Below are 23,136 nucleotides of genomic sequence, written 5' to 3' on the forward strand. Positions count from 1 at the left end.
ATCAATGACGAAGGAAGCGGAGCGATGAGCATTCGGTTCACTGCGAAGGCCCGCAGGGGGATGGTCGCATTGGCCGTTGCGGCTGGTCTGGCCGTCGGTGTGACCGGTTGCGGTGGAAGCGGCGGCGGCAAGAAGCCGGACCACTCGGCGTCCGCTTCCAGGACGGGCGGTTCCAGTCCGAGCACCCAGGAGGGTCAGTCGGACCAGCCGCTGGCCGAGTTGAAGGGTTCGGACGGCCTGCTTCTGCAGATCACCTCGGCTCAGCGTGATACGGGCGGCTTTGTGACAGTCAACGGCACATTGAAAAACGACGGAGCCCAGACCGCTGTGATTCCCTCTGCTCTGAGCGGCAACGAAACCGAGATCATCAAGAACGGCAGATCTCTGGGCGGGGCCACACTGGTCGATGCGCAAGGCAAGAAGCGGTACTACGTGCTGCGGGACACCGAGGGCCGCCCGCTGACGACCACCGGCTTCTCGACGCTCAAGGCCGGCGCCACCCTGGCCGTCTTCATGCAGTTCCCGGCCCCGCCCGCGAACACCGCCGACGTCGAGTTCCAGTTGCCCACCTTCTCCTCCGCCACCATCAAGATCTCCGGGTGAGCCCGACATGACCACCACCCGTCTCGCCCTCACCCTCACCGCCGCCGCTCTCCTCCTCGCCGCCACCCCGGCCCAAGCCGACGGCACGGACCCGAGTCAGCCCCCGGACACCGCGCCCTCCGCCACCGCCCCGGTGAAGATCGACCCCACCGACCCGGACCTCAAGCTCCCCGAGGGCGCCACCCTCGCCGCGCCCAAGGTGCTGGACATCAAGTCGGTCGTGGAGGACCAGAGCGGGGACGAGCGACGCGAGGACACCAACGCCGACGTCACCTTCGCGCTCCAGGCCGAAGTCCTCTTCAGCAAGGACAGTGCCGAGCTCGGCGGAGAGGCCAAGGCCCGCATCGCAACCATCGCCGAGGAGATCAAGAAGCAGAACGCGACCAAGGTCCGCGTCTTCGGGTTCACCGACAACCTCGGCTCGTCCGCCCACGGCGACGTCCTGTCCAGGCAACGCGCCAACGCCGTACAGGCCGTCCTGGACCAGGACCTGAACGACCCGAACGTCACCTTCGAGGTCCGCGGGTACGGCGAGCAGTACCCGATCGCCGACAACTCCACCGAGGAGGGCAGGAGGAAGAACCGCCGCGTCGAGGTGTCCTTCCCGCGCTCGGGGAGCTGACGGCACCGAGAGGGACATCGGGCGTATACGCCACTGTCGCCGAGCTGCTCAGCCAGGGTGTGGTCCCTGGCATCGCGGCAACCGTCCACGTGGCGCGACCGAACCCGATGCTTCCCGAGGGTGCGCCGGTGGTCACTGTCTCACCGGAGGCCTACGCCGGACTCGCAGTGGGTGTCATGGATCTGCATCGCTGACTCAGCCGCTGCTGCGCCGACTCGACATCACCGGGCGTCGGACGCGTGCTCCTCCTTTCGGTCACCCACCTCGTACTCGAACCAGATCCGATGGGTGCCGTCCGCGTCGATCCGCAGACCGCCGGCCCCTCGGATCCCGGCCAGCGCCCCCGTCCCGCTCCCCGGCACGATCACGAAGAACTCGGCCTGTCTGCCCTCCCCGCGGGTCGTCGCCGAGTGGGCGAAGTTGAAGGTGCCGCCCAGACCGCCCAGCGTCCCTTCGAAGGACTCCATGGCGACATACGTACCGGTCCCACTGGACTGGTCGTACGCCGCCGTGAACAGCGTCCCCGACACCCCGGCGACCTCACCCTCGTACCGCTTCCGCATCGTGGCCACCCCGACCGGCACCGCCGTCTCGACCACCGGCTCCTGCAGCGGCACCTCCGCCGGAGCGAACTCCTCGACCTTGAACGTCCCTGAAGCCTTCATACCGCGATGCTAGGACCCGCCACTGACAACGCCCTCGCGCCGCATCACCGGGTCGTGCCCACGGCCGGCAGCCCGACCTGAACACCTGCCGGCCCGAGGAGGGCCACCCCGGAAGGCCTCGCGTCACGCCGTCTCCACGCTGACCCGAACCCCCACCCGCACCCCCCACCCCGCCATCGCCCCCGCCTCCGCCTCCAGGACGTGGCGGGCCCGCAGCCGGGGCAGGCCCAGGCGGCCCGGGGGCATGGTGCGGACGGCGAGGACGGTCAGGCGGCGGTCCAGGTAGGCGACGTCGATCGGGATGCGCATCCCGAACGTGTGCACCCCGCTCGCCGGTGACAGCAGCATCGCCCCGGCGACCGAGTCCCGGCCCAGCAGCCCCTTCGTCCGGGCCCGGTAGGAGGCCGCGATCTCCAGGGGGAGGGTCGTCGGGGCGGCGGTCGGCGTCTCCTCGCCCTCGTCCCCCAGCGCCTCCCCGTCGCCGCCCCTCGGCACGATCAGTCTCCCCGACCCGTCCCGCCAGCGTCTCCCCACGTCCCCTGTCCCCTCCCGCGGCCCTGCGGCGCAGACAACTCGCCGGTGGCAAAACCCGGTTGCCACCCCACCTCCTCCCCACTGGGAAGAGGTCCATGACTGCACTCGGTGTCGTATTCCGCCCCCAGCTTCCCCCCGAGCGGCTGCGGGCGGTGGCGCGCGCGGCGGACGAAGCAGGGCTCGAGGAACTGTGGTTGTGGGAGGACTGTTTCCGGGAGGGCGGGATGACGACCGCCGCCGCGGCGCTCGCCTGGACCGAGCGGGTGCGCGTCGGTGTCGGGCTGCTGCCGGTGCCCCTCAGGAACGTGGCGCTCACCGCGATGGAGTCCGCCTCCCTGCACCGGATGTTCCCGGGCCGCGCGACCCTCGTCGTCGGGCACGGCGTGCAGGACTGGATGGGGCAGGTCGGCGCCCGCCCCGCCTCCCCGCTCACCCTCCTCGGCGAGCATCTCGACGCCCTGCGCGCCCTGTTGGGCGGGGAGCGGCTCAGCGTGCGCGGACGGTACGTCTCCCTGGACGACGTCGGCCTCGACTGGCCGCCGGAGGCCGCCGTGCCCGTGTTCGCCGGTGCCACCGGGCCGCGCACCCTCCGCCTCTCCGGCGCCAGGGCCGACGGTACGGTCCTCACCGCCGCCACCTCCCCGGACGGCGTGCGGCAGGCCCGGCAGCTCATCGCGGAGGGACAGAAGGAGGCAGGGGGTGACGCGTCGCGGCCGCACCGGGTCGTCGTGTACCTGCTCGCCGCCACGGGGCCCGGCGCCGAGGCCCGGCTGCGGGCCGAACTCGTCGCGGAGGGGCTGGGGCAGGCCGCGGACGTGGGCGTGGCGGGGGATGCGGGCGCCGTCGCAGCGGCCGTACGGCGGCTCGCCGAGGCCGGTGCCGACACCGTCGTGCTGCAGCCGACCGGGGACGAGCCCGACCCGGAGGGATTCGTGCGGTTCGCCGCCGAGGAGGTCCGGCCGCTGGTGCCGTAACCGCAGGTGGTGAGGCGTTGTCAGAGGCGGCTGCCACACTGCCCCGCATGACCGAGGAGCACAGCGAAGTGGGCCTGCGCAGCGTCACGGACGACGACCTGCACGTCTTCCTCGCCTATGAGCACGACCCGGAAGCCCTCCGGCGCTCGAGATTCACGCCCCGGCCGCGGGACGCCTTCCTCACGCACTGGCGGGAGCGCGTGCTGGGCGATCCCGACTGCCTCGTGCGGACGGTCACCGTCGGCGGCGAGGCCGCCGGGAGTGTCGTCTCCTGGACGGCGGACGACGCGCGGCGGTTCGTGGGGTACTGGCTCGGGCGGCCGTACTGGGGGCGGGGCGTCGGCACCCGCGCGCTCGGCCTGTTCCTGGAGCTGGAGCGCGTACGGCCCCTGTACGCCGACCCCTTCCACGCCAATGCCGCCTCCGTCCGCCTGCTGGAGAGACACGGTTTCGAGCGGGCCGGCACGGTCCGGCACGGGGACGACGAGCACGTCCTGCTCGTCCTCGGCGGGCCGGCGGCGCCCCGATGAGGACGATGCCCGCCCCCTGGCGCCTCGCCTTCGAGCCGGCCTGGGAGGCACTGCGCGCCGGCAGCCGGCCCGTCGGTGCCGTGCTGTACGACCCGGAGGGCGACGTCGTCGCGGCCGGGCGCGATCGCAGCCGGGAGGCCACCGCCCCGCCGGGCCTGCTCGCGGGCACGGACCTCGCGCACGCCGAGATCAACGCCCTGGCCCAGCTCCCGGCCGGCCGCCGGTACCCCGGTCACCGCCTGTACACCACCCTCGAGCCGTGCCTGCTGTGCAGCGGCGCGCTGATCCACGCCCATGTCCCGCACGTCGTCCACGCCACCGCCGACGAGCACTGGCGCGGAGTGGAGCGCGTCCCGGAGGTCGGTGGCGCGACAGCCGCCCGCTGGGCCACCCGCGAGGGCCCGCTGGACGGACCGCTCCGGCCGCTCGCCCGCTTCGGCGCCCTGCTGATGACGCTGTGGGGCCTCGTGCACACGCGGGACCTGGTGCCCGAGGGCCCCGCAGCCCGCGAGGCCCGCCGTCACCTGGACGCCGGCGCTCTCGACGCGGCCACGGCCCGGGCGGCGTACGAGATGGTCCGCGACACGCTCAGCGTGAGCCGGTGACCGGGGGATGGTCCCCGGTCGCGCCGTCGATCAGCTCCCGCAGGATGTCCATGTGGCCGGCGTGCCGTGCGGTCTCCTCCACCATGTGGACCAGGGTCCAGCGCAGGGTCACGGTGATGTCCCGCCAGGCCGGGCTGCCCTCGGCGTCCAGCGGGAGCCCCGTGATGACGGCGTCGGCGGCGGCGCGGGCGCGGCCGTAGAAGGCGACGATCCGCTCGGTCGTCTCCTCGGGGGTGATCCGCATGTCGTCGTGCGGGTCGAACCACAGCGGCTCGGCCTCGCCGCCGAACGTCTCCACGAACCAGCCGTACTCGACACTGGCGAGATGTTTCACCAGGCCCAGCAGGTTGGTGCCGGACGGTGTCATCGGCCGGCGCAGCTGCTCGTCGTCCAGGCCGTCCAGCTTCCACAGCACAGCGTCCCGGTGCCGGTCCAGGCTCGCGTGCAGGGTCTGCTTCTCTCCGGCGGTGTACGTCGTCGTACGGATCGTCATGCCAGCGGAAATTAGCAGGCGGCGCCGGCCACGCCCCGGGATCATGGAGGGCATGTCAGTGAACCGCTCCTTCGAGGCACTCGTGGCCGAGGGTGCCGCCGTACCCACCGAGGGGTGGGACTTCTCCTGGTTCGAGGGGCGGGCCAGTGAGGAGCGGCCCTCGTGGGGGTACGCCGTCTCGGCGGGGGAGCGGCTGGCCGGCGCCGAGGCCGTCCTCGACATCCAGACCGGCGGCGGTGAGGTGTTCGACTTCGCCCTCGCCACGGCGGCTCCGGCCCGGCCGCTGCTGGCCGCCGCGACGGAGGGCTGGCCGCCGAACGCGGCCCGGGCCACCGCGCTGCTGCGGCCGCGCGGGGTGGTGGTCGTCGTGGCCGCGGACGACGCGCCGCTGCCGTTCGCCGACGAGACGTTCGACCTGGTGCTCAGCCGGCATCCGGTCCGGCCGTACTGGGAGGAGATCGCCCGGGTGCTGCGGCCGGGCGGTACCTATTTCGCCCAGCATGTCGGGCCGGCCAGCGTCTTCGAGCTGGTGGAGTACTTCCTCGGGCCGCTGCCGCAGGAGGTGCGCTCCGGCCGGGACCCCGAGCGCGAGCGGGCCGACGCCGAGGCGGCGGGCCTCGAGGTGGCCGGGCTGCGGGCGGCGCGGCTGCGGATGGAGTTCCACGACATCGCCGCCGTCGTCCACTTCCTGCGCAAGGTGGTGTGGATGGTCCCGGGCTTCACGGTGGAGGCGTACGAGCCTCGACTCCGCGCACTGCACGAGCGGATCGAGACGGAGGGGCCGTTCGTGGCGCACAGCACCCGGCACCTCTTCGAGGTGTGCAAGCCGGGCTGATTCACCCGTGGTTCACCGACGGTTTCCACATCGTTATCTCGTGCGGTTCACACCAGCCTCACCAGTCACATAAGTTCAGACCAAGGTTATTCGCGTCGGCAAACCCGCGCGGCCGGCACCGCGCAGTGGAGGGGGCTGCGCGGTGCCGTGAAGCCGAATGACCTTCCCGCGGCCCGTAGCGGAACCGTCAAGTCACCGTTCACTGACCGGTTAGCCCGTCGGGGGGACCCCCGGGGCAACTCGCCGGGACGCGCTCAAAGTGGCGCAAATCCTGCGGATCCCTCCGAATCGTTTCGTATCTGATCGGTTTTCCTTGGGATTCCGCTGTGAACCGGCCATGCGGCACCCCTGAATCCAGCCTCGCGCGCCCACCGGGGCGTCGCCGGATGATTCCGGAGAGTAGTTGTGTCCCGCGGATGCACCCACCATCCCTTACGAAGGGTTATGGTGGAAACCCCCCCTCGGGCCGGTCCGTCTCCCCCCCACGGACCGGCCCGTTTTTCTTGCGCGTCACCGGCAGGTCTCGGAAGGGGGACTCCGGGAACCTCCCGGCTTGCGACGAACGTCCCCACCCATGGACGAACGTCCCCACCCATGGACGAGCGTCCTCACCCATGGGGGCGCCCCCGATCCCCAAACCCCGGGCCAGAACCGAACCCCCAGCGGGGGTAGGCTCAACAACCTCCCGCACCCCAACCCCCGCCACCCCCGGAGGGCCACGTGAACCTGCGCGACAATCTGCGCAGCCTGCTCGTCAGGCTCTACGCACGCCGGGTGGAGGGCCACCTGGACCACGCTCAGGTGCCCAAGCACATCGGCGTCATCATGGACGGCAACCGCCGCTGGGCGAAGGCGTCCGGTTCCACCACCGTCCACGGCCACCGGGCCGGTGCGGAAAAGATCGAGGAGTTCCTCGGCTGGTGCACCGAGACCGACGTCGAGGTCGTCACCCTGTGGCTGCTGTCCACGGACAACTTCGACCGGCCGCAGGACGAACTCGTCCCGCTGCTCGGCATCATCGAGGACGTCGTCCGCACGCTCGCCGCCGACGGCCGCTGGCGCGTGCACCACGTCGGCACGATGGACCTGCTGCCGGGCGGGATGCAGCGCACCCTGAAGGAGGCCGAGGAGACCACCGCCCACATCGACGGCATACTCGTCAACGTGGCCATCGGCTACGGCGGCCGGCAGGAGATCGCCGACGCCGTGCGCTCCATGCTGCTCGACGCCCACGACAAGGGCGCGACCTTGGAGGACCTCGCCGAGTCCGTCGACATCGACATGATCGGCCGTCATCTCTACACCGGCGACCAGCCCGACCCGGACCTCGTCATCCGCACCAGCGGCGAGCAGCGGCTGTCCGGATTCATGCTGTGGCAGACCGCGCACTCCGAGTACTACTTCTGCGAGGTCTTCTGGCCCGCCTTCCGCAAGGTCGACTTCCTGCGTGCCCTGCGCGACTACGCCGCACGTCACCGCCGTTACGGCGGCTGAACCGCACCGAACGCCCCGTCGGCCGCCACGCCGTCGGGGTGCGCCGGATACCCGGATTCGTGTGGATGTAACGAGGAGTTCACCGGTACGCCGGTGGCCGCTTTTGCATGGCGGTGCATGTTCGAGGGCATAAGCCAAACAGGTCGACGCCCGAACCACGGGTGTCGGATCTCAGCGGGCGGCACGGGGCCGTCCGCCCGGGAGGCCCTTTGCACCAGCCCGATCGTGCGGTGACTGCACGGAAGCAGCCGCGGAGGGCCGGTTCACGGCCCGCCGCCGTACGCGGGGGCCGCACACCGGTCCAGCTCCACTTCGTCGCTCCCCGACCTCATCCGAGGGGGTACGTCCTTCCGTGGTGACCAGCACAAAGCGCCACAAGTCCGACCGGCGCACCTATGTTCTCGACACCAGCGTCCTGCTGGCCGACCCGAACGCCCTGACCCGCTTCGACGAGCACGAGGTCGTGCTCCCCATCGTGGTGGTCACGGAACTGGAGGCCAAGCGGCACCATCCGGAACTCGGCTACTTCGCCCGTCAGGCCCTGCGCCTGCTCGACGACTACCGGGTCCGGCACGGCCGTCTCGATGCCCCCATTCCGATCGGGGACCTCGGCGGCACCGTCCGTGTCGAGCTCAACCACTCGGACCCCAGCGTGCTGCCCACCGGCTACCGCCTGGGTGACAACGACTCCCGCATCCTCGCGGTGGCCCGCAACCTGCAGGCCGAGGGGTACGACGTCACCGTCGTGTCGAAGGACCTCCCGCTCAGGATCAAGGCCTCCTCCGTCGGTCTCCTGGCCGAGGAGTACCGCGCGGAACTCGCCATCACGGAGAACTCCGGCTGGACCGGAATGTCCGAACTGACGCTCTCCGGCGAGCAGGTGGACATCCTCTTCGAGGAAGGGCATCTGTACGTCCCGGAGGCCGCCGAGCTGCCCGTGCACACCGGCCTGACCATCCACTCCGAGCGCGGCAAGGCCCTCGGCCGCATCACCGCCGAGGGCAACGTCCGCCTGGTGCGCGGCGACCGGGAGGCGTTCGGCATCAAGGGCCGCAGCGCCGAGCAGCGCATCGCGCTCGACCTGCTGCTCGACCCGGACGTCGGAATCGTCTCGATGGGCGGCCGGGCCGGCACCGGCAAGTCGGCGCTGGCGCTGTGCGCGGGCCTGGAGGCGGTCCTGGAGCGCCGCCAGCACCAGAAGGTGATGGTGTTCCGGCCGCTGTACGCGGTCGGCGGGCAGGAGTTGGGCTATCTGCCGGGCAGCGAGGCGGAGAAGATGAGCCCGTGGGCGCAGGCCGTCTTCGACACGCTGTCGGCGGTCACCAGCCGCGAGGTCATCGAGGAGGTCACCTCGCGCGGGATGCTCGAGGTGCTCCCGCTCACCCACATCCGCGGCCGCTCACTGCACGACGCGTTCGTGATCGTGGACGAGGCCCAGTCGCTCGAACGGAATGTGCTTCTCACCGTTCTGTCCCGGATCGGCGCCAATTCACGGGTCGTTCTGACCCATGACGTGGCGCAAAGGGACAATCTGCGCGTAGGCCGCTACGACGGGGTGGTCGCCGTCGTTGAGAAGCTCAAGGGGCACCCGCTCTTCGCGCATGTCACGCTGACTCGCTCCGAGAGGTCCCAGATTGCGGCGCTTGTGACCGAAATGCTGGAGGACGGGCACATCTGACCCCACTCCCATGACAGTTGGCGCCGTCCGGCAAAGGCCACGAGCCTAGCCGGGCGGCGCCTCGGCGTGTGGAGCTTTCCGAAAATCCCCTGGGCCAAACGGGATGTGAGCTTTCACACGCAACACAGAATTGCCACTCGGCGTCCGGTTACGGCAGAGTCTCAGTCCTGTCAGGCCCCGCATACGACACACCTGTACCGCCAGCGGTACAGCACCACAGAAGTACCACCAACTCCATAGAGTTCGTCGTATGCCGCCCGAGCACCATGCGGCGCTCCCCGAAGGGGGAGTTGCCCACCGGGCCCGCGCCTCCCGTGACCCCGCAGTTGGGAGGCCAGTGCCAGGGGCACGATTGCGTCCGCCAGGGTCACCGAAGCGGGCGATGCTGGAAGGAAACCGTGTGAGCCGGATTTCGGTCCGGGGATTCGCAGTGGCCTCGGCCACCGCGGTCACCGCCGTCGGAAGCGTCGTCGGAGTTGCCTCGGGCAGCGTCGCGCAGAACAACAACGACGCCGAGGCGACGGCAGCCGACACCACGCTCCTCGCGGACATACCCGCGGGCCAGCAGGCCCAGGTGCAGTCCGCGTCCTTGACGCAGCAGGCCGACGCCCAGGCCATCGCCGCGGACTCGAGTGCCAAGAAGGACGCCGAGGAGGCGGCCCGCAAGGCAGCCGCCGAGACCGCGATCGCCAAGAAGGCGGCGGCCGAGCAGGCGGCCAAGGACGCCAAGGCGCGTGCCGAGGCGAAGTCCGCGGCCAGCCGCGACAGCGCCCGCGACTCCTCGAGCTTCCCCGTCCAGAGCAGCTACACCGTCGCACAGATCCAGGCGATGGCGCGTCAGATGGTGGCGTCCGACCAGTACCAGTGCTTCAGCAACATCGTGGACCACGAGTCCAGCTGGAACTACCAGGCGACGAACGCCTCCTCCGGTGCCTACGGCCTCTTCCAGGCCCTCCCCGCCGGCAAGTACGCCTCCGCCGGCGCGGACTGGCAGACCAACCCCGCCACGCAGATCAAGTGGGGCCTCAACTACATGGACAGCCGGTACGGCAGCCCCTGCCAGGCCTGGTCGTTCTGGGCGGCCAACCACTGGTACTAGGCGCTCCGCCGGTTCGGCCGAGTGACTCAACTTTGCGCAGCCCCTCCCCGTCCTTAGGGGAGGGGCTTTCGCCCTGTACGGTCGTATCCGAACGCCTCCAGGGGGAGGAGAGGTGGCGAGCACGCGGGGACGCGGGGGAAGAGGACGGATCATGTCGCGAGTGCCAGGGTGGCTCGGCAAGCTCGGTGCCGGCCTCACCGAGATGAGTGAGCGCTTGGACGAGCGCCGAGCGGAGGTGGAGCGCGAGCAGTCCGCGCCCTCCGAGGACACCCCGCTCGAACCGGTCGCCGCGGCCCCCGCGCCCGACGCCGCCGTACCATCCCCCCGCCGGCCCGTACCCGCGACCGGTCCCCGCCCCGACCCCGCCGAGGCCGTGCCCTGGGGTGTGCGGGTCGCGGCCGAGGCCGGCTGGCGCATGCTGGTCCTCGCCGGCACCGTCTGGGTGCTGATGAAGGTCATCAGCGCGGTCCAGCTGGTGGTGTTCGCCTTCGTCATCGCCCTGCTCGTCACCGCGCTGCTGCAGCCGACGGTCGCCCGGCTCACCCGGCGCGGAGTGCCGCGCGGCCCGGCCACCGCGCTCACCGCGATCAGCGGGTTCGTCGTCATAGGGCTGATGGGCTGGTTCGTGACCTGGCAGGTCATGGAGAACATCGACACGCTCTCCAACCAGATCCAGTCCGGCATCGACGACCTGCGCAACTGGCTGCTGAAGAGCCCCTTCCACGTCACCGACAAGCAGATCAACCAGATCGCCAAGAACCTCCGCGAGGCGATCGGCGCCAACACCGACCAGATAACGTCCGCAGGGCTGGAGGGCGTTCAGGTCATCGTCGACTTCCTCACCGGGCTCCTGCTGGTGTTCTTCTCGACGCTGTTCCTGCTCTACGACGGCAGGCGCATCTGGGAGTGGTTCCTGAAGCTGGTGCCCGCCGCCGCCCGCCCGGGCGTGGCCGGCGCCGGCCCGCGCGCCTGGCGCACCCTGACCGCCTACGTCCGGGGCACGGTCCTGGTCGCCCTCATCGACGCCACGTTCATCGGCATCGGCATCTACTTCCTCAACGTGCCGATGGCCGTCCCGCTGGCCGTCTTCATCTTCCTGTTCTCGTTCATCCCGCTCGTCGGCGCGGTCGCCTCCGGCGCGCTCGCGGTGATCGTGGCGCTGGTCACCCAGGGCGTCTTCACGGCCGTCATGACCCTGGTGGTCGTCCTCGCCGTCCAGCAGATAGAGGGCCACATCCTGCAGCCGTTCATCCTCGGCCGCGCGGTCCGCGTGCACCCGCTGGCCGTCGTCCTCACGGTCGCGGCCGGCGGCATGGTGGCCGGCATCGGCGGCGCGGTGGTGGCCGTACCGCTGGTGGCGGTGACGAACACGGTGGTGGGATATCTGCGGCAGTACGCGGAGGAGCTGCGGCTGCAGAAGGCCGCCGCCGTGACGGCGGACGAGCTCCTGGCCGAGAACGCGGAAGACCCCGCCCACCAAGGGTGAGCGGGGCCTTCGCGGAACCGCCTACTCGGCCAGCACGGCCTCGGCGTCGAGGGTGACGCCGACCGCCTGGATCACCGAGGCGATCTTGAACGCCTCCTGGACGACCTCGCGCTCCACGCCCGCCTTGCGCAGCACCTGCTCGTGCGAGTCCAGGCACATGCCGCAGCCGTTGATCGCGGACACCGCGAACGACCACAGCTCGAAGTCGGCCTTCTCCACGCCCGGGTTGCCGATGACGTTCATCCGCAGGCCCGCGCGCAGGGTGCCGTACTCGTGGTCGGACAGCAGGTGACGCGTCCGGTAGAAGACGTTGTTCATCGCCATGACGGCGGCGGCCGACTTGGCGGCCGTGTACGCCTCCGGCGTCAGGTTCGCCTTCGCCTCCGGCTCCAGCTCACGCAGCACGATCGGGGAACGGGAGGCGATGGCGGTCGCCAGCACCGTGCCCCACAGCGCCTGTGCGGGAAGGTCGGAGTTGCCGATGACCGAGCCCAGGTTGAGCTTCAGGTCCTTGGCGTAGTCCGGGACGCGGGACTTCAGCGAGTCGAGCGACATGGGTCACTCACCGGCCAGCAGCGCGACCGCGTCCAGGGTGTCCTCACCCTTGTTCCAGTTGCACGGGCACAGCTCGTCGGTCTGCAGGGCGTCCAGGACCCGCAGGACCTCCTTGGGGTTACGGCCCACGGAACCGGCGGTGACCATGGTGAACTGGATCTCGCGGTTGGGGTCGACGATGAAGACGGCGCGCTGCGCGAAGCCGTCCTCGCCCTCGATGCCCAGGTCGCGCATCAGCTCGTGCTTGGAGTCGGCCATCATCGGGAACGGCAGGTCGGTCAGGTCCGGGTGGTCCTTGCGCCAGGCGTGGTGGACGAACTCGGAGTCACCGGAGAAGCCGAGGATCTGGGCGTCGCGGTCGGCGAACTCGTCGTTCAGCTTCCCGAACGCGGCGATCTCGGTCGGGCAGACGAAGGTGAAGTCCTTCGGCCAGGCAAACACGACCAGCCACTTGCCCTCGTAGGACTTGTGGTGGATCTGCTCGAACTCCTTGCCCTTCTCCAGCGAGACGCAGGCGGTCAGTTCGAACTCGGGGAACTTGTCACCGACAGTGAGCACACGCTCTCCTTGCAGCGAGGAACACCCTTTTTGGGGGTGTTTCCCATGGGTTGGACTCCGTCGATGTTGGCACAGGGTGCATTGATTAGTGAAATAGCTACACTCGGTCATGTTGATCGGAGGTAGTTATCAGTGACCATGAGTAACGGCAAGCGGAGGCAGCCGAGCCTCGCCCAGCTGCGTGCCTTCGCCGCCGTCGCCGAGCATCTGCACTTCCGGGACGCGGCGGCCGCCATCGGGATGAGCCAGCCCGCCCTGTCCGGTGCGGTCTCGGCGCTGGAGGAGACCCTGGGCGTGACCCTCCTCGAGCGTACGACGCGCAAGGTGCTGCTCTCGCCCGCCGGCGAGCGGCTGGCCGTACGGGCGAGGGTGGTGCTGGACGCGGTGGGGGCGCTGCTGGAGGAGGCCGAGGCGGTCCGGGCGCCGTTCACGGGCGTCCTGCGCCTCGGGGTGATCCCCACGGTCGCGCCGTACCTCCTGCCGACCGTGCTGCGGCTGGTCCACGAGCGCTATCCGCACCTCGACCTCCAGGTGCACGAGGAGCAGACCGCCAGCCTGATCGACGGCCTGAACTCCGGCCGTCTCGACCTGCTGTTGCTGGCGGTGCCGCTCGGCGTGCCCGGAGTCGCCGAACTCCCGCTCTTCGACGAGGACTTCGTGCTCGTCACTCCGCTCGACCACTGGCTCGGCGGCCGCGAGGGCATCCCGCGCGAGGCGCTGAAGGAGCTGAACCTGCTGCTCCTGGACGAGGGCCACTGCCTGCGCGACCAGGCCCTGGACATCTGCCGGGAGGCGGGCCGCGAGGACGCGCCGGTGACCACGACGGCCGCCGGGCTGTCCACGCTGGTCCAGCTGGTCGCCGGAGGGCTCGGGTGCACCTTGCTGCCGCGTACCGCGCTGAAGCTGGAGACGACCCGGAGCAGCCAGCTCCTCACCGGCTACTTCGCCGACCCGGCACCGAGCCGCCGGGTCGCCTTCGCCATGCGGGCGGGCGCGGCCAGGGCCGCCGAGTACGGGGAACTGGCGGCGGCCCTGCGGGAAGCGCTGGGCACGCTGCCGGTGCGGGTGCTCGACCCGGACGGGTGAGCCCGTCAATCGATCAAATGAGTGTCGAACAAAGTGATGTGCAACGGCATGAAACTCCAACTTCCGTCAGTCCGGGTCAGGTCGGAAATCCCCGGCTGAAACATGCCGCTCGGCTGATACACATACCCCCTCGGTGCGACGCGTCAGGCGTCTGTGCGAAATGCAAGGGGAGTGATGGATCACGGCGGGCTCGCGCACGCGTTGACCGCGTGCGGGCGTGACGGATTCACGGGGGAACTGCGCGTGCCGGGGAGCCCCGGCGGTGCCTTCCATCTGCGGGACGGACTCGTCGTGGCGGCGGAGAGTCCGGGCGCCCCCGGCGCCGAGGTGCTGCTGCTGCGCTCCGAGCGCATCGACGGCGAGCAGTGGGCGGAACTGGTGCGCGGATCCGGGGAGCGCTGGCCGACCGCCGGGCTGATCGAGCGCGGCTACGCGGGGGCCGCCCAGCTCCGGGTGGTGTGCCTGATGGCGCTGCAGGACGCGGCCTTCGCCGTCGTCGCCGGCCGGGTGGACGCCTGCGAACGCCTCACCGGCACCGAGCCGCACGCCCCGGTCGCCCCCGGCGAGAGGCCCGCCCGGCTGCTCGAGGAGGCGGTGCGCAAGGTGGCCGCCGTGGACGCGCTGCCGTACCCCGTACGCCCCGACCGCGAACGGCCCCTGCCCAAGGCCTCGCCGCAGCATGCCTGCACCCCGCTGCAACGGGAACTGCTCGCGCACGCCGACGGCCGCCGTACCGCCCGCGACCTCGCCTTCCGCACCGGCCGCGGCGTCTACACGGTCACCGTGGAGGTCGCGCGGATGCTGAGCGAAGGGCTGCTGGAGTGCGCCGGCCCGCTCGCCCCGGCCCCGCTCCTGATGGCGCCCGAGGCGCCCGTCGCGCGGCACCGCGAGCAGGACGCGCCGGAGCCGGAGGCGCCCGCCTCCGCCGAACTGCCGCACCGCGCACCCGGTGCCAGCGGCATCACCGAAGTCCTCGCCCCGCCGCCGAGCGGGGTGGGCTGGAAAGGGTTCTTCCGGCTGCGGCACGGAACCGCCGAATGACAGGGGTCCGCCGACTGCCGCAGCGGTCGAATCCGGCAAGGGAACAAGGGAGTTGAGCACATGGACCATGAAGCGCTGGCGCAGGAGATGCGCGGACTGCGCGAGGAGGTGACCGGGATCACCGACACCGCCCTCGCGGCGGCCGACGGCATGCTCATCGCGGCCGACACCGCCGAGTCGATCGACCCGGAGGGGCTCGCCGCGCTCGCGGCGGCGGGCCTGGGCCTGGCGCGCCGCACCGCCGCCGCCACGGCGCGCGGAGCGCTGCGCCAGACGGTGACGTACGGCAGCCACGGCTGCGTCGCCTTCTACGCCGTCGGCGACACCGCCCTGATGGTGGTCCTCGGTGACGAGGGGATGGACGTGAACCGCCTGAACCGGGCGACTCCTCCGGCCCTCGACCGCATCGGATCGATCCTCACCGAGAAGACGCCAGAGGGAGTGTGACGGATGGCGACCAAGCGCATGACGGGTTTCTCCGACCAGGTGATGAGTCTGGTGAAGTCGCTGCGGGCCGAGGCGCCCGACTGCGTCGCGGCCGGTGTGGTCGACATGGCCACCGGGATGCTGCTGTCGTACGAGACCGTCGACAACCATCCGCCGGAGGTCCTGGACCTGCTGGCGGGCGCGACCCTCGACCTGTTCCAGGGCCGCACGGTCGTCATGATCGAGGACATCTTCAAGGAGCGCCGCGGGGTCAGCGACGACAACCACTTCTTCCAGGAGATCCTCGTCAACAGCGAGAACCTCACCCATTTGTTCCTGCGGTTGAACGAGCAGCAGGACGTCGTCGCCGTCGTCGTCTGCCGTAAGTCGGTGAACGTCGGCATGCTGTTCGCCCAGGCGCGGAGGGTGGTGCGGGAGCACAGCCTGTGAGGAACGGCCGTGGGCCCTCCCCCGGGGGCCCACGGCGCGTCGCGCTCCTACTCCGTCCGCAACCCCTCCGGCCGCATCAGCCGCAGCAGCGGCGGCAGGCTCAGCAGCGTGACCGTGAGGACGACCGCCGCGCCGGCGCCGGTCATCGACAGCATGCTCGGCCAGTCCACGCCCACCGTCGCGCCCACCATCTTCAGCAGCACCGCGCCCAGCGTCAGTCCGACGGCCGAGGCGAGCAGCAGGCCGAGGGTGATGGGGATCGCCGTCTGCCACAGCACCGACATGCTCAGGGTGCGTCGCCGGGTGCCGAAGGCGACCAGCGACGACAGCAGCTTGCGCCGCTCGCGCAACTGCTCCAGCTGGGACACCAGAAGGCTCGCCCCGATCAGCGCCAGCACACAGACCGCGCCGGCGAAGGTTCCCGTACGGATGGAGGTGAATTTGTTCGACTGCTCGGTGGACGACCACACCAGCGAGTCCGCGAGCGGGTCGATCCGCGCCGCCGTGTTGCGGACGAACTCGTGCACGTCCGGCAGCGACTCGTCCAGTCTGAGGTACACCGATCCGGCCAGCGCGGCGCTCATCCGGTGGGACACGGCGGCCGGGGTCATCAGCACACCGCTCTCCTTGAAGCCGGCCGGACCGATGAGCGCGCGGCCCCGCTTCAGGTTGCCGGGCACGGTCCACACGACGTCCGGGCCGTTGCCCGCGCCGTCGCTCGCGTCGAGATGGAGGGTGCGGCCGGGCCGGGCGAGCTTCGCCACGTCGGCGTCCCGGTCCGCGCCGGTCACCGCGAAGACGTCGCCGTCGCGGCAGCTCGGCAGGTCGGCCATCTCCCGCAGCGTGGCACAGGTGCCCACGGTGAGGCCGACGGTGTTCGCCGGCCCCTTGTCGGAGCTCCAGCGCCCGTCGCCCAGCTCGGTGCTGCCAACCGAGGTGGCCTTCCGCACGCCCTTGGTCGCGGCGAACTGCTGGGCGGCCGGGAGGAAGGGCAGCCCCCGTGACAGGTTGACCTGCATCTGCACCCGGTCGGTGTTCTGCCCGGTGTACTTGGTGTAGTCGTCCTGGACCCCCGCGAACAGCATCTGCAGCGCGATCGCCCCGGCCACCGCGACCGCGATGCCGTTGACCAGGCGGGCCGCCGAACCGCTGCTCAACTGCAGCCGTCGTACGGCCAGTTGCCAGGACAGCCCGCCGCTTCCGAGCCGGGCCACGACCGCCTCGACGACCCATGGCAGCAGCGCGGTGACACCGACGAGCAGCAGCAGGACGCCGCCGATCACCAGGTACTCGTTGAAGGTGCCGTTGCTGCGGCCCTGTCCGATCATGGGGGTGAGCATCGCCAGGCCGCCCAGCGGCAGCAGCAGCCGCCACCACAGCCGGCGGCGGGTGGGCTTGGCCGTACGGACCACGCCCAGCGGCTCGATGACCACCCGGCGCAGCGCGAACAGCGTGACCAGCACCGCCGCCGCCGGAACGGCGAGAGCGACCAGGGCGGCCAGTGCCGGGGAGGGATCGAGATAGCTGGGGAAGACGCTGATGCCCACGATCTCGACCGAGCCCGCGAGCTGCCGGCCGAGCAGGAAGAAGACGGTGCCGAAGACCAGCCCGAGCAGCGAGCCCGCGAGTGCCTCGCCGGCCGCGATCCGCCGGGTCATCCGGCTGTCGGAGCCCACCAGCCGCAGCGCGGCCAGCCTGCGGTCGCGCCGCTCGCCGCCGAACCGTACGGCCGTGGCGATGAACACGGCGACCGGCATCAGCAGCACCACGAAGACGACCAGCACCAGCAGGATCAGTACCGGGTCGGCCTTGTTCACCGGTGAGGCCTTCGGCGGACCGAAGTGGTCGATCCGGGCCGTCCGCCAGCCGTCGAAGCGCGGGGCGAGGTCCTTCGCCCCGGCGTAGTAGGCGAGTTCGTGCGAGCCGATGAGTCCGGGCTCGGCGATCGTCCCGGTGATCCGGTACGGCAGCCGCTCGCGCAGCAGCTTGCCGTCCGCCGAGCCGAGGAGGTCCTTCAGTGCGGGGGAGACGACCATCTCGCCGGGCGCCGGGTACTTCGTGAGGCCCGGTGCGAGCGGTGCCCGCGGCCCTTCGGGCTCCACCAGCCGGCCGCGCACGTCGCTGCCGCGGAAGGTGCTGTCGGTGTCGGAGATCACCAGGGTGTTCGCGGCCTTCGCCCGGTGCGGGCCGTAGGTGTAGTCCAAGCGGTCCTGGTTGCGCTGGTCCCGTACCGCCAGCGCGTTCGGGATCGCGGTCGTCAGCAGCAGCAGCGCGACGCCGAGACCGACGCCGACCGCCGTCAGCAGCATCCGGATCCAGCCCTCCCGCCCGCCGGTGAAGGCGAACCGGACCCCCATGCCGAGGTCCCGGCCCCATTGCCGGGCGTTCATATGGCGCGCTCCATGTCCCGGGACTTGCCGTCGCGTACGACGATCTCGCGGTCGGAGTAGGCGGCCACCCGGGGCTCGTGCGTGACCAGGACGACGGCCGCGTTGGCGGTGCGGGCCGCGTCGGTCAGCAGCTCCATCACGCGCTCGCCGTTGAGGGAGTCGAGTGCGCCGGTCGGCTCGTCGGCGAACACCACCCGGGGCTCGGTGACCAGTGCGCGCGCCACCGCGACGCGCTGTCCCTGGCCGCCGGAGACCTCGCCGGGCCGCTTGTCCTTGAGGTCGTCCACCTCCAGGCGTTCCATCCAGGCGAGCGCGGCCCGCTCGGCCTGCTTGCGGGGGCGGCCGTTCAGCCTGAGGGGCAGGGCCACGTTCTCCACGCAGGTCAGCTCGGGTACCAGCTGGCCGAACTGGAAGACGAACCCGAACTCGGAGCGGCGCAGCGCGCTGCGTTCGGCGTCGTTCATGCCGGCGAGTTCGCGGCCGTTGTAGATGATGGACCCGGAGTCGGGCGGCACGATGCCGGCGAGGCAGTGCAGCAGCGTCGACTTGCCGGAGCCGGAGGGGCCCATCACGGCGACGACCTCGCCGGGGTGGATGGAGAACTCGGCGCCGTCGAGCGCGACCGTGGGGCCGTAGGCCTTGTGCAGGTTCTCGGCGGCGAGCAGGAAGCCGGGGGGAGGAGTCACTTGGCCACCACCTCGCGGAGCTTGTCGAGGCGCGCGGCGGTCAGTTCCAGCCAGCGCAGGTCGGCCTCCAGATGGAACAGCGCGTGGTCGCAGATCAGCTGGTCCGCGAGGTCGCCCTTGCGCTTGCGGTCGGTCAGGATCCGCATGCTGCGCAGGTGCTCGGCGCGCTGGGTGTCGAGTATGAGGGAGGCGTCGCGGTGGGTGAGGAGGGCGAGGACGACCTTGGTGTACAGGGTCGACTGCAGGTACTCCTCGGGCTTCTCCGGAGTGGCGAGCCAGGCGTTGACGTCGGTGATGCCGGCTTCGGTGATGGCGTACCGCTTGCGCTCGGGACCGCCGCCCGCCTCGATCCCGTCGACTTCCACGAGGCCGTGCTTCAGCAGCCGGGACATCGTGGAGTAGACCTGGCCGTAGTGCAGCGGCCGGTCGTGACCGAACTTCTCGTCGAAGGCCCGCTTCAGGTCGTAACCGTGCCGCGGGCCGGACTCCAGGAGCCCCAGGAGAGTGTGACCGATGGACATGCGCAGCACTCTACACATGGTGTATACGCAGCATGTATACGCGGAGTGCAGGGATCATGGCCCGGTGTGCGGCGGTGCAGGTGGGAGCCGATTGTCACGGTTCCGAAACAGGCGGCCGGCCCCTGCGCGGCATGGGGCCGGTCTCCTTCGGCAGCCGTCCCGCCTCCGCCAGCGCCCTGCGCAGCAGGAACTCGATCTGCGCGTTGGCCGACCGCAGGTCCTCCCCGGCCCACCGCGCGATCGCCTCGTACACCGACGGGTCCAGCCGCAGCAGCACCTGCTTGCGCTGCTGCGGCCGTCGCTTCGGGGTCTCCGAAGGCTCCGTCACTGGTAGAGCGTCCCGGTGTTGAGGACCGGCTGCGGGGCCCGGTCGCCGCAGAGCACCACCATCAGGTTGGACACCATCGCCGCCTTGCGCTCCTCGTCGAGTTCCACGATGTCCGCCTCCGCGATCCGGGCGAGCGCCGCCTCGACCATGCCGACCGCGCCGTCCACGATCTGCCGCCGCGCGGCCACGACCGCACCGGCCTGCTGCCGCTGGAGCATCGCCGAGGCGATCTCCGGAGCGTATGCGAGATGCGTGAAGCGCGACTCGACGATCCGCACTCCGGCCGCCTCCACGCGCGCCTGCAGCTCCTTGGCCAGCTTCTCGGTGATCTCCTCGGCGTTGCCGCGCAGCGAGAGGCCGTCCTCCTCGTGGGCGTCGTACGGGTACTCGATCGCGATGTGCCGTACGGCGGTCTCGGTCTGGGTGGCGACGAACTCGGCGAAGTCGTCCACCTCGAAGGTGGCCTGGGCGGTGTCCTGGACCTTCCACACCACGACCGCGGCCAGCTCGATCGGGTTGCCGTAGGCGTCGTTGACCTTCAGCACGGCGGTCTCGTGGTTGCGCACGCGGGTGGAGATCCGGGTCCGCGAGGTGAGGGGGTTCACCCAGCGCAGGCCGTCCTGCCGGATCGTGCCCCGGTAGCGGCCGAAGAGCTGGACGACGCGGGCCTCGCCGGGGGCGATGGTGTTCAGGCCGCCCATCGCCAGGAGGCCGGCGAGCAGCACGAGGACGCCGGCGGCTATGAGGCCCCCCTTGGCGCCGCCGGCGGAGACCGTCGAGGAGGTGGCGAAGAGGCCGGCCGCGACGGCCACGCCGAGCAGGCCGAGCAGCAGGGCGAGCCCGCCGCCGATGCTGTGCGCGGTGAACTCCCGTACGCGCGGGGCGGGCATCTCGGGTACGTCGGACATGGATCATCCCCCGTTTCGTGAAAGCTTAGCTTGGGTCTATCTAAGTGATATCACTTTTCGGGGTGGAAGCAACCCTGTGCCCTCCAGAGCCGTCGGTTCCCTTGGGGCAGGTGCTGATTGTCACGTCCGTAAAAGAGCGGATCGGACGCCCTTTGTCATATAGACGGGTGTTAGCTTTCGGAGCTGACCACTGAGACGGAAGCGGAGCGAAGGACCCATGGGACGAGCGGAAGAGAGACGAGCGCGACAGCGCGGTGGCCACCGCGCGGCGCCCAGGCGCCGCCGCTCCGCCCCCACGGCGGCTGCACCGGCCGGCGGCAAGCCCGCGAAGAGCTTCATACGCCGGCTCTTCAGCTGGAAGAAGATCCTCGGCACGTTCCTCGGGCTGTGCCTGCTCGGCATCGGCGGCTTCATCGCCCTCTACATGCTGGTGGACATCCCCAAGGGCGCCAACGCCCTCGCCCAGCAGGAGAGCAACGTCTACAAGTACAGCGACGGCACGGTCCTGGCCCGCGTCGGCAAGACCAACCGCGAGAGCGTGGACCTGTCGAAGGTGCCCAAGGACGTCCAGCACACCTTCGTCGCCGCCGAGAACAAGACCTTCTACTCGGACTCCGGCATCGACCTCAAGGGCCTGGCCCGCGGTCTGTACAACACGGCGATGGGCCGCGGCGCCCAGGGCGGTTCCACGATCACCCAGCAGTACGTCAAGAACTACTACCTCACCCAGAACCAGACCGTCACCCGCAAGCTCAAGGAGATGGTCATCTCCTTGAAGGTCGACCAGAGGCTGTCCAAGGACCAGATCCTCGCGGGCTACATCAACACCAGCTACTACGGCCGCGGCGCCTACGGCATCCAGGCCGCCGCCCAGGCCTACTACCGCACCGACGCCGAGAAGCTGACGGTCCAGCAGGGCGCCTACCTCGCCGCGCTCCTCCAGGCGCCGAGCCAGTACGACTGGGCCGTCGCGACCTCCACGGGCAAGAAGCTGGTGCAGGCCCGCTGGAACTACGTCCTGGACAACATGGTCAAGCAGCACTGGCTGGACCCGGCCGCGCGGCAGGCCATGAAGTTCCCGTACCCCAAGGAGCCCAAGGCGACGCCGAGTCAGGCGGGCCAGAAGGGCTATCTGATCGACCTCGCCAACCAGCAGCTCGAACAGCAGCTGATGCAGCAGGAGAACATCAGCCGCTCCCAGGCGGAGGCCGAGGTGATCGACCGCGGCTGGACCATCACCCTGAACATCGACAAGAAGAAGCAGGTCAAGCTGGAGCAGGCCGTCAAGTCCGAGCTGACCGGCAAGCTGGACCCGAAGAAGCGCAAGGTCGACGGCGCGGTCCAGGCCGGCGCGGTCTCGGTGGACCCGAAGACCGGCAGGATCGTCGCGATGTACGGCGGCAAGGACTACTTCCAGCACTACGTCAACAACGCCACCCGCCGGGACTACCAGCCCGCCTCGACGTTCAAGCCGGTCATCCTCGCCGCCGCGCTGCAGAACAGCGCCACCACGCAGGACGGCAAGCCCATCACCGCCAGCACGATCTACGACGGCACCAGCGGCCGCCAGGTCGTGGACCACGGCAGCAAGGTCGGCTTCGGCCCGCCGAACGAGGACCACCAGAACTACGGGCCCATCACCGTCCAGCAGGCCATGAACAACTCCGTGAACTCCGTCTTCGCGCAGATGGGCATGGACGTGGGCATGGACAAGGTCATGAGCACGGCCAAGCAGCTCGGCATGGACACCACGGGTATGCAGGCGGTGCCCGCGCAGACCCTCGGCTCGATGGGCGCGAGCCCGCTGGAGATGGCCGGGATCTACGCCACGCTCGACAACCACGGCAACAAGGTGACACCGAGCATCCTCAAGTCGGCCGAGCAGAGCAGCCGTTCGGTCCAGATCCCCGACCCGGTCGGCGGCCAGGTGATCAGCCGGACCGCCGCCGACACCGTGACCTCCGTGCTGACCGGTGTGGTCGACGACGGCACGGCGAAGCAGCGCGTGGCGGACAACTCGCTGCGCGCCGGCCAGCAGGTGGCCGGCAAGACCGGTACCTCCGACGAGGACAAGTCCGCCTGGTTCACCGGCTACACGCCCGACCTGGTCACCTCCGTCGGCCTGTTCGGCGAGCAGAGCGGGTCCGGCCGCCATGTGTCCCTGACGGGTGCGACCGGCCTGCTCGATCCGCCCGGCCGCGTCAACGGCGGCACCTACCCGGCGCAGGTCTGGGCGGCGTACACCTTCGGCGTGACGGGCAGCGCCACGTTCGACCTCGACACCACCCAGGGCGCGGCCGTCCAGCCGACGGCCCCCCCGACCTACAGCCAGACCCCGTCGCAGACGCCGTCGCACACGCCGACCAGCAAGGCGCCGAGCAGCTCCGCGCCCCCGTCCAGGACGCCGCCGTCGCACCCGCCGACCCAGCCCCCCACACAGCCCCCGACGCAGCCTCCCACGCAGCCCCCGACGCAGACGCCGACGGGCCAGATCACGCAGGACCCGATCGACCCGGGCGGCAACGGAGGGAACTTCGGCCAGGGCAACTTCGGCCAGTAGGAGCGCACA

25 protein-coding genes are annotated in these 23,136 nt (G+C 70.5%); 15 read left to right on the forward strand and 10 right to left on the reverse strand.

Features of this window, described 5'->3' with window-relative positions:
- Positions 1 to 24 precede the first annotated feature (24 nt).
- Both ABT288_RS25160 and ABT288_RS25165 read left to right on the forward strand, forming a co-directional pair.
- Complete coding sequence (locus tag ABT288_RS25160) at positions 25 to 603, forward strand: hypothetical protein (protein ID WP_351611802.1); 579 nt, start codon at positions 25 to 27, stop codon at positions 601 to 603.
- Between the two features lie 7 nt (positions 604 to 610).
- The gene (locus ABT288_RS25165; RefSeq protein WP_351611805.1) at positions 611 to 1,225 is read left to right on the forward strand and encodes an OmpA family protein; all 615 of its coding nucleotides are present in this window, start codon (positions 611 to 613) and stop codon (positions 1,223 to 1,225) included.
- 221 nt (positions 1,226 to 1,446) lie between these two features.
- On the opposite strand, the gene ABT288_RS25170 is transcribed toward ABT288_RS25165, so the two are convergent.
- Both ABT288_RS25170 and ABT288_RS25175 read right to left on the reverse strand, forming a co-directional pair.
- On the reverse strand, positions 1,447 to 1,890 hold the full coding sequence (locus ABT288_RS25170; protein WP_351611808.1) for a DUF3224 domain-containing protein: 444 nt from the start codon (positions 1,888 to 1,890) through the stop codon (positions 1,447 to 1,449).
- A 123-nt stretch (positions 1,891 to 2,013) separates the two neighbouring features.
- Positions 2,014 to 2,424, reverse strand: a complete 411-nt coding sequence (locus tag ABT288_RS25175; protein ID WP_351611811.1) for a DUF192 domain-containing protein — start codon at positions 2,422 to 2,424, stop codon at positions 2,014 to 2,016.
- Between the two features lie 95 nt (positions 2,425 to 2,519).
- Here ABT288_RS25175 and ABT288_RS25180 point away from each other — a divergent pair, with 95 nt between their 5' ends.
- From ABT288_RS25180 to ABT288_RS25190, 3 genes are read left to right on the forward strand one after another with little or no spacing between them, the layout of a single operon-like run.
- Positions 2,520 to 3,398, forward strand: coding sequence for an LLM class flavin-dependent oxidoreductase (locus tag ABT288_RS25180; RefSeq protein WP_351611813.1), 879 nt, complete (start codon positions 2,520 to 2,522; stop codon positions 3,396 to 3,398).
- 47 nt (positions 3,399 to 3,445) lie between these two features.
- A complete protein-coding gene (locus tag ABT288_RS25185) occupies positions 3,446 to 3,928 on the forward strand; it encodes a GNAT family N-acetyltransferase (protein ID WP_351611815.1) in 483 nt (160 codons plus the stop codon).
- 5 nt (positions 3,929 to 3,933) lie between these two features.
- Positions 3,934 to 4,533, forward strand: a complete 600-nt coding sequence (locus ABT288_RS25190; RefSeq protein WP_351611818.1) for a nucleoside deaminase — start codon at positions 3,934 to 3,936, stop codon at positions 4,531 to 4,533.
- Here ABT288_RS25190 and ABT288_RS25195 read toward each other — a convergent pair.
- Positions 4,517 to 5,026, reverse strand: coding sequence for a DinB family protein (locus ABT288_RS25195; RefSeq protein ID WP_351611820.1), 510 nt, complete (start codon positions 5,024 to 5,026; stop codon positions 4,517 to 4,519). The two genes, ABT288_RS25190 and ABT288_RS25195, sit on opposite strands and share 17 nt — an antisense overlap.
- Before the next feature lie 52 nt (positions 5,027 to 5,078).
- Between ABT288_RS25195 and ABT288_RS25200 the strand changes: the two genes are divergently transcribed.
- The 5 genes from ABT288_RS25200 to ABT288_RS25220 all read left to right on the forward strand — a co-directional run bounded on the left by ABT288_RS25200 (position 5,079) and on the right by ABT288_RS25220 (position 11,618).
- A complete protein-coding gene (locus tag ABT288_RS25200) occupies positions 5,079 to 5,861 on the forward strand; it encodes a methyltransferase domain-containing protein (protein WP_351611823.1) in 783 nt (260 codons plus the stop codon).
- Between the two features lie 720 nt (positions 5,862 to 6,581).
- Entirely contained in the window at positions 6,582 to 7,355 is a 774-nt protein-coding gene (locus ABT288_RS25205; protein ID WP_351611826.1) for an isoprenyl transferase, read from the forward strand.
- Positions 7,356 to 7,707: 352 nt separating this feature from the next.
- Positions 7,708 to 9,033, forward strand: a complete 1,326-nt coding sequence (phoH2, locus tag ABT288_RS25210; RefSeq protein ID WP_351611829.1) for an RNA 5'-3' helicase PhoH2 — start codon at positions 7,708 to 7,710, stop codon at positions 9,031 to 9,033.
- Positions 9,034 to 9,433: 400 nt separating this feature from the next.
- The gene (locus ABT288_RS25215; protein WP_351611831.1) at positions 9,434 to 10,132 is read left to right on the forward strand and encodes an aggregation-promoting factor C-terminal-like domain-containing protein; all 699 of its coding nucleotides are present in this window, start codon (positions 9,434 to 9,436) and stop codon (positions 10,130 to 10,132) included.
- A 151-nt stretch (positions 10,133 to 10,283) separates the two neighbouring features.
- Positions 10,284 to 11,618 carry an AI-2E family transporter gene (locus tag ABT288_RS25220; protein WP_351611833.1) on the forward strand — a complete coding sequence of 445 codons (1,335 nt, stop codon included), beginning with the start codon at positions 10,284 to 10,286 and terminating at the stop codon, positions 11,616 to 11,618.
- A 21-nt stretch (positions 11,619 to 11,639) separates the two neighbouring features.
- Here the strand turns inward: ABT288_RS25220 and ABT288_RS25225 are convergent, their stop codons facing one another.
- Both ABT288_RS25225 and ABT288_RS25230 read right to left on the reverse strand, forming a co-directional pair.
- Positions 11,640 to 12,173 (reverse strand): alkyl hydroperoxide reductase, encoded by a 534-nt coding sequence (locus ABT288_RS25225; protein WP_351611836.1) that lies wholly within the window; start codon positions 12,171 to 12,173, stop codon positions 11,640 to 11,642.
- 3 nt (positions 12,174 to 12,176) lie between these two features.
- The gene (locus ABT288_RS25230) at positions 12,177 to 12,731 is read right to left on the reverse strand and encodes a peroxiredoxin (RefSeq protein ID WP_351611839.1); all 555 of its coding nucleotides are present in this window, start codon (positions 12,729 to 12,731) and stop codon (positions 12,177 to 12,179) included.
- 138 nt (positions 12,732 to 12,869) lie between these two features.
- Here ABT288_RS25230 and ABT288_RS25235 point away from each other — a divergent pair, with 138 nt between their 5' ends.
- From ABT288_RS25235 to ABT288_RS25250, 4 genes are all read left to right on the forward strand, one after another.
- Complete coding sequence (locus tag ABT288_RS25235; RefSeq protein ID WP_351611906.1) at positions 12,870 to 13,817, forward strand: LysR substrate-binding domain-containing protein; 948 nt, start codon at positions 12,870 to 12,872, stop codon at positions 13,815 to 13,817.
- 174 nt (positions 13,818 to 13,991) lie between these two features.
- Positions 13,992 to 14,858, forward strand: a complete 867-nt coding sequence (locus ABT288_RS25240; RefSeq protein ID WP_351611842.1) for a MarR family transcriptional regulator — start codon at positions 13,992 to 13,994, stop codon at positions 14,856 to 14,858.
- Positions 14,859 to 14,918: 60 nt separating this feature from the next.
- The gene (locus ABT288_RS25245) at positions 14,919 to 15,305 is read left to right on the forward strand and encodes a roadblock/LC7 domain-containing protein (RefSeq protein WP_351611845.1); all 387 of its coding nucleotides are present in this window, start codon (positions 14,919 to 14,921) and stop codon (positions 15,303 to 15,305) included.
- A 3-nt stretch (positions 15,306 to 15,308) separates the two neighbouring features.
- The gene (locus tag ABT288_RS25250) at positions 15,309 to 15,734 is read left to right on the forward strand and encodes a hypothetical protein (protein ID WP_351611847.1); all 426 of its coding nucleotides are present in this window, start codon (positions 15,309 to 15,311) and stop codon (positions 15,732 to 15,734) included.
- A gap of 47 nt (positions 15,735 to 15,781) precedes the next feature.
- Here the strand turns inward: ABT288_RS25250 and ABT288_RS25255 are convergent, their stop codons facing one another.
- The 5 genes from ABT288_RS25255 to ABT288_RS25275 all read right to left on the reverse strand — a co-directional run bounded on the left by ABT288_RS25255 (position 15,782) and on the right by ABT288_RS25275 (position 20,567).
- Positions 15,782 to 18,124, reverse strand: coding sequence for an ABC transporter permease (locus tag ABT288_RS25255; RefSeq protein WP_351611850.1), 2,343 nt, complete (start codon positions 18,122 to 18,124; stop codon positions 15,782 to 15,784).
- Entirely contained in the window at positions 18,121 to 18,810 is a 690-nt protein-coding gene (locus tag ABT288_RS25260) for an ABC transporter ATP-binding protein (RefSeq protein WP_351611853.1), read from the reverse strand. The genes ABT288_RS25255 and ABT288_RS25260 overlap by 4 nt, the downstream gene beginning before the upstream one ends.
- Complete coding sequence (locus ABT288_RS25265) at positions 18,807 to 19,331, reverse strand: PadR family transcriptional regulator (protein WP_351611855.1); 525 nt, start codon at positions 19,329 to 19,331, stop codon at positions 18,807 to 18,809. The genes ABT288_RS25260 and ABT288_RS25265 overlap by 4 nt, the downstream gene beginning before the upstream one ends.
- Positions 19,332 to 19,425: 94 nt before the next feature.
- The gene (locus ABT288_RS25270; RefSeq protein ID WP_351611858.1) at positions 19,426 to 19,659 is read right to left on the reverse strand and encodes a type II toxin-antitoxin system antitoxin; all 234 of its coding nucleotides are present in this window, start codon (positions 19,657 to 19,659) and stop codon (positions 19,426 to 19,428) included.
- Positions 19,656 to 20,567 (reverse strand): SPFH domain-containing protein, encoded by a 912-nt coding sequence (locus ABT288_RS25275; RefSeq protein ID WP_351611860.1) that lies wholly within the window; start codon positions 20,565 to 20,567, stop codon positions 19,656 to 19,658. The genes ABT288_RS25270 and ABT288_RS25275 overlap by 4 nt, the downstream gene beginning before the upstream one ends.
- A 217-nt stretch (positions 20,568 to 20,784) precedes the next feature.
- Here ABT288_RS25275 and ABT288_RS25280 point away from each other — a divergent pair, with 217 nt between their 5' ends.
- A complete protein-coding gene (locus tag ABT288_RS25280) occupies positions 20,785 to 23,127 on the forward strand; it encodes a transglycosylase domain-containing protein (RefSeq protein ID WP_351611863.1) in 2,343 nt (780 codons plus the stop codon).
- Positions 23,128 to 23,136 lie beyond the last annotated feature (9 nt).

The organism is Streptomyces sp. NPDC001093 (assembly GCF_040298985.1).
Lineage (GTDB): Bacteria > Actinomycetota > Actinomycetes > Streptomycetales > Streptomycetaceae > Streptomyces.

Coding starts and splice junctions, on each gene's coding strand:
- ABT288_RS25170 (WP_351611808.1), bottom strand. CDS start 1,890: ATGAAGGCTTCAGGGACGTTCAAGGTCGAGGAGTTCGCTCCGGCGGAG.
- ABT288_RS25225 (WP_351611836.1), bottom strand. CDS start 12,173: ATGTCGCTCGACTCGCTGAAGTCCCGCGTCCCGGACTACGCCAAGGAC.
- ABT288_RS25240 (WP_351611842.1), top strand. CDS start 13,992: ATGGATCACGGCGGGCTCGCGCACGCGTTGACCGCGTGCGGGCGTGAC.
- ABT288_RS25220 (WP_351611833.1), top strand. CDS start 10,284: ATGTCGCGAGTGCCAGGGTGGCTCGGCAAGCTCGGTGCCGGCCTCACC.
- ABT288_RS25280 (WP_351611863.1), top strand. CDS start 20,785: ATGGGACGAGCGGAAGAGAGACGAGCGCGACAGCGCGGTGGCCACCGC.
- ABT288_RS25165 (WP_351611805.1), top strand. CDS start 611: ATGACCACCACCCGTCTCGCCCTCACCCTCACCGCCGCCGCTCTCCTC.
- ABT288_RS25160 (WP_351611802.1), top strand. CDS start 25: ATGAGCATTCGGTTCACTGCGAAGGCCCGCAGGGGGATGGTCGCATTG.
- ABT288_RS25195 (WP_351611820.1), bottom strand. CDS start 5,026: ATGACGATCCGTACGACGACGTACACCGCCGGAGAGAAGCAGACCCTG.
- ABT288_RS25265 (WP_351611855.1), bottom strand. CDS start 19,331: ATGTCCATCGGTCACACTCTCCTGGGGCTCCTGGAGTCCGGCCCGCGG.
- ABT288_RS25255 (WP_351611850.1), bottom strand. CDS start 18,124: ATGAACGCCCGGCAATGGGGCCGGGACCTCGGCATGGGGGTCCGGTTC.
- ABT288_RS25250 (WP_351611847.1), top strand. CDS start 15,309: ATGGCGACCAAGCGCATGACGGGTTTCTCCGACCAGGTGATGAGTCTG.
- ABT288_RS25245 (WP_351611845.1), top strand. CDS start 14,919: ATGGACCATGAAGCGCTGGCGCAGGAGATGCGCGGACTGCGCGAGGAG.
- ABT288_RS25185 (WP_351611815.1), top strand. CDS start 3,446: ATGACCGAGGAGCACAGCGAAGTGGGCCTGCGCAGCGTCACGGACGAC.
- ABT288_RS25200 (WP_351611823.1), top strand. CDS start 5,079: ATGTCAGTGAACCGCTCCTTCGAGGCACTCGTGGCCGAGGGTGCCGCC.
- ABT288_RS25235 (WP_351611906.1), top strand. CDS start 12,870: ATGAGTAACGGCAAGCGGAGGCAGCCGAGCCTCGCCCAGCTGCGTGCC.
- ABT288_RS25180 (WP_351611813.1), top strand. CDS start 2,520: ATGACTGCACTCGGTGTCGTATTCCGCCCCCAGCTTCCCCCCGAGCGG.
- ABT288_RS25190 (WP_351611818.1), top strand. CDS start 3,934: ATGCCCGCCCCCTGGCGCCTCGCCTTCGAGCCGGCCTGGGAGGCACTG.
- ABT288_RS25275 (WP_351611860.1), bottom strand. CDS start 20,567: ATGTCCGACGTACCCGAGATGCCCGCCCCGCGCGTACGGGAGTTCACC.